This window comes from Shewanella sp. 10N.286.52.B9 (assembly GCF_002873635.1).
GTDB lineage: Bacteria > Pseudomonadota > Gammaproteobacteria > Enterobacterales > Shewanellaceae > Shewanella.
Window position 1 is genome coordinate 1 of sequence record NZ_MCTY01000087.1, and the last position, 9,912, is coordinate 9,912.

General features: G+C 39.0%; 10 protein-coding genes. 7 read left to right on the forward strand and 3 right to left on the reverse strand.

The genetic code is table 11. The annotated features are described in order from the left end of the window. The first annotated feature begins 63 nt into the window (after positions 1–63). From BCU91_RS06045 to ttcA, 7 genes are all read left to right on the forward strand, one after another. Positions 64–543 (forward strand): FixH family protein, encoded by a 480-nt coding sequence (locus tag BCU91_RS06045; RefSeq protein WP_076536711.1) that lies wholly within the window; start codon positions 64–66, stop codon positions 541–543. 8 nt (positions 544–551) lie between these two features. Next, entirely contained in the window at positions 552–2,930 is a 2,379-nt protein-coding gene (locus BCU91_RS06050) for a heavy metal translocating P-type ATPase (protein WP_102531109.1), read from the forward strand. Further along, positions 2,927–3,100, forward strand: coding sequence for a cbb3-type cytochrome oxidase assembly protein CcoS (gene ccoS / locus BCU91_RS06055; RefSeq protein ID WP_102435391.1), 174 nt, complete (start codon positions 2,927–2,929; stop codon positions 3,098–3,100). Before BCU91_RS06050 ends, ccoS begins: the two co-directional genes overlap by 4 nt. Further along, positions 3,097–3,786: a sulfite exporter TauE/SafE family protein gene (locus BCU91_RS06060; protein ID WP_102435393.1), complete on the forward strand. Its 690-nt coding sequence runs from the start codon at positions 3,097–3,099 to the stop codon at positions 3,784–3,786. Before ccoS ends, BCU91_RS06060 begins: the two co-directional genes overlap by 4 nt. 55 nt (positions 3,787–3,841) lie before the next feature. Continuing rightward, on the forward strand, positions 3,842–4,594 hold the full coding sequence (etrA, locus tag BCU91_RS06065; RefSeq protein WP_102435395.1) for an electron transport transcriptional regulator EtrA: 753 nt from the start codon (positions 3,842–3,844) through the stop codon (positions 4,592–4,594). A gap of 99 nt (positions 4,595–4,693) precedes the next feature. Beyond that, a complete protein-coding gene (gene uspE / locus BCU91_RS06070; RefSeq protein WP_102435397.1) occupies positions 4,694–5,623 on the forward strand; it encodes a universal stress protein UspE in 930 nt (309 codons plus the stop codon). A 70-nt stretch (positions 5,624–5,693) separates the two neighbouring features. Continuing rightward, a complete protein-coding gene (gene ttcA / locus BCU91_RS06075) occupies positions 5,694–6,632 on the forward strand; it encodes a tRNA 2-thiocytidine(32) synthetase TtcA (protein ID WP_198589347.1) in 939 nt (312 codons plus the stop codon). A 92-nt stretch (positions 6,633–6,724) separates the two neighbouring features. Here the strand turns inward: ttcA and BCU91_RS06080 are convergent, their stop codons facing one another. The 3 genes from BCU91_RS06080 to BCU91_RS06090 form a co-directional block, all read right to left on the reverse strand. Further along, complete coding sequence (locus tag BCU91_RS06080) at positions 6,725–7,360, reverse strand: DUF2987 domain-containing protein (RefSeq protein WP_198589348.1); 636 nt, start codon at positions 7,358–7,360, stop codon at positions 6,725–6,727. Positions 7,361–7,363: 3 nt separating this feature from the next. Continuing rightward, a complete protein-coding gene (locus BCU91_RS06085) occupies positions 7,364–8,170 on the reverse strand; it encodes a glucosaminidase domain-containing protein (protein ID WP_102435401.1) in 807 nt (268 codons plus the stop codon). Positions 8,171–8,373: 203 nt separating this feature from the next. Continuing rightward, positions 8,374–9,567 carry an amino acid aminotransferase gene (locus BCU91_RS06090; protein ID WP_102435403.1) on the reverse strand — a complete coding sequence of 398 codons (1,194 nt, stop codon included), beginning with the start codon at positions 9,565–9,567 and terminating at the stop codon, positions 8,374–8,376. Positions 9,568–9,912 lie beyond the last annotated feature (345 nt).

The following is a 9,912-nucleotide window of genomic DNA, read 5'->3' on the forward strand; positions in this document are numbered from 1 at the left end:
GATTATTAATGGTTTTCAGGTTAAAATAGATTAATAATAAAAGTTAATAATTAGGACCGTTTTATGTCTGCTCCTCTTCCCTGGTATAAGCACTTTTGGCCTTGGTTTATCGTTGTTCTTCTTTTTGTTGTTGTCCTTAAAAGCATGGTTGCGATGAGTATCGCCATTGATAATGCTGACTCCTTGGTTTCAGATGATTATTACAAAGAAGGCAAAGCCATCAATATGGATTTGCGTAAAATTAAGCAAGCTAAAAACTTAGGCATGCAATATTTAATTGAAGTTGACGATCACGAACTTAAAATATCTCAACATGGCGGTCCTGCATACCAAGCCGTATTGAAAGTCAGTTTTATTCACCCAACCCTTGAAGAAAAAGATTTCAACATTAATGCCACTGCTGATGGCAACGGCACATATCGAATTGGTTTATCAGAAGCGATTTCTGGGCCATGGAATGTCCGACTTGAAGGCTTTGATGCAAGCTGGAGAATCCAGCAACGTATTGAAATTCATGATGATGTCGAATACTGGTTGAATTAATATATATAATGCAAAACTGCTATCACTGTAATGAACCTGTTTTAACTGGCAATGAATTCACCACTTTTATCGACAACCAAGATCAGCTTATGTGCTGTCCTGGTTGTCAGGCGGTTTCACAAGCTATTATTGATTCAGGTCTGGCGAGTTATTACCAATATCGAAGTGAACCGGGTAGCAAACAAACTGCCCTGGTCCCAGCTGAATTAGCGCAATACTCAGCTTATGATATCCCTGAAGTTCAACAAGACCTTACCCACAATGTTGATGGTATCAATACCATTTCAGTTTCGATTGACGGTATAACCTGTGCGGCATGCGCATGGTTAATTGAACATAAGCTAAAACAATTAGCGGGTATTACTAACATAAGCGTAAATTCTACCACGCAGCGCGCTTTAGTTAGTTGGCATGAAGAGTCACTGAAACTCAGTGAAATTCTTGCGGCGATAAGCCGTATTGGCTACCAGGCTGCGCCTTATCAAGTGGATGAGCAAGAAAAGCAAAGTAAAACAGAAGGCCGAAAGTTTTTATTACGCTTAGGCTTAGCTGGTTTTGCTACCATGCAAGTGATGATGTTTGCATTGGCCTTGTACTCTGATTACTTCACCCTCCAAGATACTCAAATGCGCGATTACTTTCGCTGGGTCAGTATGACCTTGGCCGCGCCAGTGGTATTTTATTCTGCTCAGCCTTTTTATTTCAGCGCCATAAGAAGTTTACTTAGCGGTAAACTCAATATGGACTTATCGGTATCAATTGCAATCGCCGGAGCTTATATTGCCAGTTGTTTTGCAACGATTAATGGCAATGGAGAAGTGTATTTTGAATCTGTCTCCATGTTTACTTTCTTCCTATTACTTGGCCGCTATTTTGAACAAAAAGCCAAACAAACTGCATCCGTCAATTCAAGTAATCTTCATAAACTGGTGCCATTAACAGCTCATTTAAAACTTGATGGTGATATTTCAGAAATACCTGCCAAGCGATTAAAATTAGGCGATATTATCCTTGTTAGACCGGGCGATATCGTTGCCGCTGATGGGGATATTATTGAAGGGAAATCGGGTCTTAATGAATCAATGCTCACAGGTGAGCAAATGCCTCTCATTAAAACCATTAATGACAGTGTATTTGCTGGCACAATTAATATTGATCAAGCCCTGACGGTAAAAGTCACCGCTTTAGGACAAGATCAACTCGTCGCTGAAATTATTCGCTTGCAAGAAGTGGCTTCAAACACCAAACCTGCTATTGCGAAACTGGCTGATAGGTTAGCGCGTTATTTTTCAGGTACGATTTTAGCAATTGCGTCGTTAACCTATGTGGTGTGGTTACAAATTTCACCAGAAGATGCTTTTTGGGTGACATTATCGGTATTAGTGGCAACCTGTCCTTGTGCCCTCGCCCTTGCTACGCCAACTGCGATTACTTGCGCGACGGCTATTTTTACCAAACTGGGTATAATCACCCGAAAAGCTGGGGTATTTGAAAAACTGCCTCGTATCAACCATGTCGTATTCGATAAAACCGGTACCTTAACCTGCGGCACTATTTCACTTGAAAGTATTGTATTAACCGATAGCCAAAATGAACAAACCGTTTTAGCCTATGCCGCCGCATTAGAAACTGGCTCACTTCACCCAATTGCAAGTGCATTTAAAGCCCATGCTCACAGTGATATTTGTGCCACCGACATACAGCATCACGTTGGCTTAGGCATATCAGGTAACATTAATACTGATGTCGTTAAAATTGGTAATGCTGAATTTGTGGGAGTCGATGCCAATCAGTGTAACGGCAAACTGTTGTGGTTGTCTGTGAATGACATTATTACAGCCTGTTTTTCCCTAAAGGATGCTCTCAGGGTAGATAGTCTAGAAACCATAAAACAACTTCAACATCAAAATATCGATGTTAGTATTGCTAGTGGTGACTGTGCCAGCCATGTGAACGCTATCGCGCAGCAGCTTAATGTTAAAAATAGTTATGCAGGACTTAACCCTAAAGATAAACTAGATTTGATAAACAAATTACAACAAACACAAGATGTGGCAATGTTTGGAGATGGCATTAATGATGCTCCCGTTTTAGCCGGAGCCAATTTATCCGTCGCGATGGGAAGTGGCAGCGCTATCGCTAAAAATAGTGCTGATTTGATTTTACTTGGTGATCAACTATCTAAGTTTAATCAAGCAATTACAGTTTCAAAGTTAACAAATAAAATAATAAAACAAAACTTAATTTGGGCGTTTGCTTACAATGTCATTATTCTACCGCTAGCGGTTACCGGTCATGTAGTACCGTATATTGCAGCGATTGGAATGTCAGTTAGTTCGATTATTGTCGTATCTAACAGCTTACGCTTACTCAGGATAAAAATATGAGTATCATCTACGTACTAATTCCTATCGCAATGCTATTTGTTGCAATTGCTGTTGCCATCTTCTTTTGGGCAGTCAAAAGTGAACAATTCGACGATTTAGACCGTCAAAGTGTTTCTATTTTATTTGATGAAGATAAACCAAGTGAAACAGAATCAGAGAAAAAGAATTGATTGAATACAATGTATGGGGTGCTTTTTTAGTTGGATTAATGGGTGCGGCACATTGCTTTGGCATGTGTGGTGGTTTAGTTGGCGCATTTGCATCTAACTTACCCAATACAGCATCGAATCAGCTCGCCAATCAGTTAAGTTTTTTATTAAGCTACAATCTAGGCAGGATACTCAGTTATACCCTAGCAGGTGCATTAGCTGGAGCCAGTACCGCAGCCTTAGGTTATATGTTTGACCTTGATAACTATCTTATCGGCCTGCGTATTTTTGCTGGCATTATGATGATAGCCACAGGGCTTTACATCGCCCAGCTTTGGTTTGGTATTGTGCAAATCGAAAAAGTGGGCAAAATGTTATGGCGTTTTTTAAAGCCATTGGCTAACAAATTGTTACCCATTAAACATAAACATCAAGCCGTTATGGCTGGTATAATATGGGGTTGGTTACCATGCGGTTTAGTCTATAGCACCCTAACTTGGGCTGTTGCGGCTGGTAATGCCCTTGATGGCGCCTTAATCATGTTAGCTTTTGGTTTAGGTACATTGCCCGCGTTACTCAGTGCCGGTGTAGCGGCGAAAACGTTAGCTCAATGGGTACAAAAAAAGCAGGTCCGAATGATAAGTGGGATCTTGATTGTAGTATTTGGGCTACAAACTATATATATCGCCATCATGCAGCTAAACTAGCTGTAACTTTGTTATTAGTTTAACATGGCTAAGTAGTAATTAATTGAGAGTACATATGCCTATAGACCCAACTAAACAACTTCGAGCATCAACCGGAGGTTGTGCGATACATTGTCATGATTGCAGTATGGAATCATTATGTATCCCCTTCTCGCTTAATAACAACGAGTTAGATAGACTCGATGAGATTATTGAGCGTAAAAAGCCAGTGCAAAAAGGTGACCAAATATTTAAGTCTGGTGATCCTCTCAAGTCTTTATTTGCTATTCGATCTGGCACAATTAAAAGCTACACCATCACAGAGCAAGGCGATGAACAAATCACTGGCTTTCATTTAGCTGGTGACGTTATCGGCTTTGATGGAATTCATTCTCAAATTCATCAGAGTTTTGCCCAAGCATTAGAAACTGCAATGGTATGTGAAATACCGTTTGATACTTTAGATACCTTAGCGGGCAGTATGCCAAAACTTAGACAACAGATAATGCGTCTCATGAGTAATGAGATCATGAGCGATCAAGAAATGATTTTGTTGTTATCTAAAAAGAATGCCGAAGAACGCCTAGCCGCATTTATCAGCAATCTGGCTAACCGTTTTGGTAGCCGCGGTTTCTCACCTCATGAATTTAGATTAACCATGACCCGTGGTGATATTGGTAATTACCTTGGGCTAACAGTTGAAACAATTAGCCGCTTACTTGGCCGTTTTCAAAAGTCAGGCTTTATTGAAGTTAAAGGCAAATACATCACTATTGTTGATCATAAAGCACTGAGTCAGTTAGCGGGTAATTCGCGGATTGCAACCTAGGCCTAACAACTTTTCAAAGTTTGATCTCTCTCAAAGTATTTTATGGCAATAACAGTGATAGTTAATTAACAGAGTTTAACATTTTAGCTTGGAGGTTTTATGAAGGATTATAATAAGATACTCGTTGTCATAAACCCTATGACAGATCATCAACCTGCGTTAGCTAGAGCTGTTGAGCTAGCGAGTAAGTCCAACGCAACTATCACTGCATTTCTCACTATTTTTGACTTCTCCTACGAGATGACATCAATTTTATCCAGTAATGAGCGTGAAGCTATGCGTCAAGGCGTTATAGCTCAACGTGAAACCTGGTTAAATGAAGCCATCGAAAGTTATACTAAGACTGGAATGTCTATTGATGCGAAAGTAGTTTGGCACAATCGCCCATTTGAAAGTGTTATTAAATACGCTATCGATGAACAATTTGATTTGTTGGTCAAAAGCACCCACGAGCACGATAAACTCAAATCAATTATTTTCACCCCTACTGATTGGCATTTATTACGTAAAGCGCCTATTCCTGTTCTTATGGTTAAAGAACACGATTGGCCAGTAGCAGGTAATATTGTTTGCGCAATAAATGTAGCGTCTGAAGATGAAGATCATCAGACTCTTAATACCAAAGTTATTAAAAACGCCTTAAATTTAGCCGATAAGTTTTCAGCTAAAGTGCATTTAGTTAATGGCTATCCAGGTACCCCTGTCAATTTAGCCATAGAATTGCCAGAGTTTGATGCCGCAAGTTATAACGACACGGTCCGAATGCAGCATGAACAACGGATCCAATCTATCGCCCATAGCTTTGATATTCCATTAGAAAATTGCCATGTTGAAGAAGGTCTGCCTGAAGATATTATTCCTGAATTAGCCACAAAGTTAGACGCTGAGTTAGTTATTTTAGGTACAGTGGGTCGTACAGGTTTTTCTGCCGCACTAATTGGTAATACAGCAGAACATGTTATTGATAGCATTAACTGTGATCTACTCGCTATCAAGCCAGATGGGTATAAGTCACCTCTAGAAGAGTAAATCCTTTACCCTAAGGCAGAATGCTGGAATAATACGCGCCCTGAAACAAATGGTTACTGGGCGCTTTTTTATGTCGCAAATGCAACAACAAAACAAACTACAATTGGATCGTCAAAATAAGCTCGAAAAAAAGCTCCGCCATGAAGTTGGTCGTGCTATCGGCGATTATCAAATGATTGAAGAAGGTGACATTGTTATGTGTTGCCTTTCAGGCGGCAAAGACAGTTATGCCATGCTTGATATTTTATTAAATTTACAAAAACGTGCCCCGATTTCTTTTGAAGTTGTCGCGGTAAATTTAGATCAAAAGCAACCTGGGTTTCCAGAAGATATTCTACCTGCCTATTTAGATAGTTTAAAAGTGGCCTACCATATCTTAGAAAAAGACACCTACTCGATAGTCAAAGATAAGATCCCTGAAGGTAAAACCACTTGCTCTTTATGTTCTCGCCTTCGTAGAGGAACCCTATATGGTTTCGCACAGCGGATCGGCGCCACTAAAATTGCCTTAGGTCACCACCGTGATGACATCATTGAAACATTATTCTTAAATATGTTCTTTGGTGGCAAGATGAAAGCAATGCCACCAAAATTACTTTCGGATGATGGAGCTAACATGGTGATCCGTCCATTAGCTTACTGTAAAGAAAAAGACATCGCTGAATACGCAGAATTGAAACAGTTCCCGATTATTCCATGTAACCTTTGCGGATCACAAGAAAATTTAAAACGTGGTGCAGTTAAAGACATGCTAAAACAGTGGGATGTGGATTTCCCTGGTAGAATCGAATCCATCTTCACGGCGATGCAAAATACCTCGCCGTCACAAGGTGTTGATCGTAACCAATTTGATTTCTTATCACTTGAAAGAAATGCTGACGCACCTATGTCTGGCGCTGTGGCTGAATCAGAGCTACCTGCATTTGATTTTCTTGATATGAGTAACAACGGCCATATTAATCTTGATGCTGCAGCAAGAATTGATGTTGTGAGTACCTACAAGCCGTAATCACATAACGTTCGATTATACAGCACTTTAATAAGTGCTGTAGATATACAAAAGCCCTCTATTGAGGGCTTTTTCAATCTATCTAAAAAGTTTTACTCGACAAACGGGCTAATGACTGCAGGAGTAACAGAAAAAGAAATCTCATTTAATTCATTGAGTGTAAAGTTAGCCAATTGTAGCGGCTCACTAATAAGCTGCTGTTTATTATCAATGCTAACAGTTACCGGATAGTCAGTATCGTTAAAACTGAATGTAACACCAGATATTGGCTTTCTAAAATACTTCATTGGAAAACCTTGCTGGCCATCCAATAACGCATCCATATCATCTTTTACCGCAAGGATTTGCTGCTGATTATATGATTTAAGCTGTTGCTTCGCCCTCACCTGCATTGCTATGCCACATCCTGTGGGGTCACCCTTCATGGTTAAGTTAATTAAACCGCGATCAGATTTTAACTGAGCATCATAAGGTAAAAAAAGCCGCTGCTGCTCATTAAAAGTTAATGGATATTGGTTTTTCTCAGTACTGATATCCCCGCTTAAAATAGTGCAAGCTTGAGTTTTAGGCACACTAAACACAATTTCAACTAACTGATAGTTGGCTTTGTTGACCTGCTTTAATCTTTCGTAAAAACCGGCATAAGGAATAGATACCGTATCGGCAATTGAAAAAAAGCTTACCGAGAAAGCCACTGTAGCCATTGCTAATCTTGTTGTTATTTTCATTAACTATAATCCAGCTAAATAATTTTTATTATGACGCATCATTTGAAGTAATTCGTCGATATATTCATGTTTACGTTCTGAGTAATGTAACAGGCCAAAGACCAATTCTTCTGCAGTGGGCTCAATATCTTGGGCTCTTAGATCCGCCCTGATTGAACGTAATAAATGGTAAGCCGAATTAGTATTCAAATTAAGCAGGTATGCAGCTATTGAGTCCTCTGGGGTATCAAACGATGCAACTTCATGATTAAGCCCTGGGGTTCTTGATTGCGGCACTAAACCACAGCCTTTAGAAAAGCACCATTGCCCAAAATAATTATTACCTTCTGTAGCGAAGCGAGAGCTGCCCCAACCAGTTTCATTGGCGGCTTGAATTAGTACCATTTTAACTGGCAAGGTATCGACGCGTTCAAGTAACGGTGTCAGAGTGATTAAATCAAACTTTTTTACTTGATATCGATATTTTTGAGTTAGCTTTTGCAATTTAAAAATATCAGCATCAGTAAGCGGTTGCCCATTACGAAGGTTATTGAGAATAACAATTAAAAATTTTCTTTCTGCACTAATAATTGCATTTTGATGTTTGACTGCAGGCGTCATGTAATCAAAAAACGTTTGTTTCTTAGTTGGGATATCTGAAATGCTCGAAAAATCTGGCACTTGATTTGAAAGCTGTGGGTTTTCTTTTATATCAGGAGTGGTTATCAAGATTTGTTCAATCGTTGGTACTAGCCAAGCTCTGATAAAAAACATAACAATGATGACCCCCGCTAAAGCAAGGGTAAACTTTCCAATTCTACCTGTTTTCAATTAAAAGCCTTTATGTAATTTTTTTAGTGATTATACCGAGATTTGCACGTAATAGAAGGTATGACTTAAAGCGATTAATCGCTATTTTAACAGACTGAAATATTTCAATAATAGAGATTAAAAATGGACTACCTTAAGCGCTTTTATATCAAGTTTAGATAACTGATTAAGTAAAAATAATGGGCCTTTAAGGCCCATTATCGTTAAAGCACCTGTGCAATCGCTTTACAAATCACAGGGATATTTTGTTTTGTCATTCCTGCAACGCTAATACGACCTGAGCCTACAATATAAACACCAAACTCTTCTTTTAAACGAGTTACTTGTTGCTTATTTAAACCAGAAAAACTAAACATACCGTTTTGACGTGATATAAAGCTAAAGTCTTGTGATACGCCTTCTTGCTTTAAGGTATCTACAAATAAGGTTCTCATTTCTGCGATACGTTGGCGCATAGCACTAAGCTCTGATTCCCATTCTTTACGTAAGCCATCATCAGATAAAATGGTACTCACAATTAAGCCACCATGAGCTGGAGGGTTTGAGTAACTCGCACGGATAGTCTTTTTGATTTGGCTAAAACTTTTTTGTGCTACAACTTCTGTTTCAGCAACAACGGTTACTGCACCGATACGCTCATTATAAAGACCGAAGTTTTTTGAGAATGAGTTAGCGACTAATAATTCAGGCACTTTGGCAGCTACAGCACGTAACCCTTGTGCATCTTCTTCAATGCCGGCGCCGAAGCCTTGATAAGCAAAATCAAATAAAGGAACCAATTGCTTGTCGCTACATAGTTGACCGATGATTTGCCACTGCTCAATAGTCAAATCAATGCCTGTAGGGTTATGACAGCAGCCATGTAAAAGCACCATGTCACCAGCTTGCGCAGTATTTAGATCGGTGACCATAGCATCGAAATCCATGTCATGGGTTTCAGCTTTGTAATAACCGTATTCTTTTATCTCTAAACCAGCAGTTTGAAAAATATTTTGATGGTTTGCCCATGTCGGGTTACTCACCCATAAGATATTTGAGTCAGTGTTGTTTACTAAAAACTCAGCTGCAACTCGTAAAGAACCTGTTCCGCCAGGTGCTTGGGCGGTAAATGCTCTTTTGTCACGAATGATGGCACTGTCTTTACCAAATAATAAGCTTTGAACCACTTGGTTATAACGCTCCACACCTTCAATTCCAAGATAGTTCTTTGTTTTCTCAGTCTCTAATAAAATGGCTTCAGCTTTTTTTACCGATGTCAGTACAGGAGTTTGACCTGCTTCGTCTTTGTAGATCCCAACACCTAAGTTAACTTTGTCTGTACGAGTATCTTTTTTAAAGGCATCGGTTAAACCTAAGATAGGATCTGCTGGCGCTTGAGGGATTTGAGAAAATATCATTACATCTTTCCTACTATTGAAGTGAACAACTTTTTTTCTATTTATACCATTGTATGACTTTAGGAAGTAGTCACAAAAGACATTCTGGTAATAATTAGATCACAGTTTGAAGATTCATTAAAAATATTCCCATAAAACCAAATATTCTTGATAAAAAGAACTCTAACTTAGTTCATGGTTCAGTATTGTGTGTTTTTTATTTCAGATAGTCTTAATTGAGTACATCGAATAAAGAAAGACCAGCTAAAGTTTAACTGATGTTGTCTATTTAAAAACGACGAGGGATTATGAGTAATATGTTTTATTAAAATAAATTTTGGATACAAAAAAGCCCCAACTAATGTT

Bases quoted from the DNA above. Each gene is read 5' to 3' on its own strand.
- BCU91_RS06045 (WP_076536711.1), top strand. From the start codon at position 64: ATGTCTGCTCCTCTTCCCTGGTATAAGCACTTTTGGCCTTGGTTTATC.
- BCU91_RS06050 (WP_102531109.1), top strand. From the start codon at position 552: ATGCAAAACTGCTATCACTGTAATGAACCTGTTTTAACTGGCAATGAA.
- ccoS (WP_102435391.1), top strand. From the start codon at position 2,927: ATGAGTATCATCTACGTACTAATTCCTATCGCAATGCTATTTGTTGCA.
- etrA (WP_102435395.1), top strand. From the start codon at position 3,842: ATGCCTATAGACCCAACTAAACAACTTCGAGCATCAACCGGAGGTTGT.
- uspE (WP_102435397.1), top strand. From the start codon at position 4,694: ATGAAGGATTATAATAAGATACTCGTTGTCATAAACCCTATGACAGAT.
- ttcA (WP_198589347.1), top strand. From the start codon at position 5,694: ATGTCGCAAATGCAACAACAAAACAAACTACAATTGGATCGTCAAAAT.
- BCU91_RS06080 (WP_198589348.1), bottom strand. From the start codon at position 7,360: ATGAAAATAACAACAAGATTAGCAATGGCTACAGTGGCTTTCTCGGTA.
- BCU91_RS06090 (WP_102435403.1), bottom strand. From the start codon at position 9,567: ATGATATTTTCTCAAATCCCTCAAGCGCCAGCAGATCCTATCTTAGGT.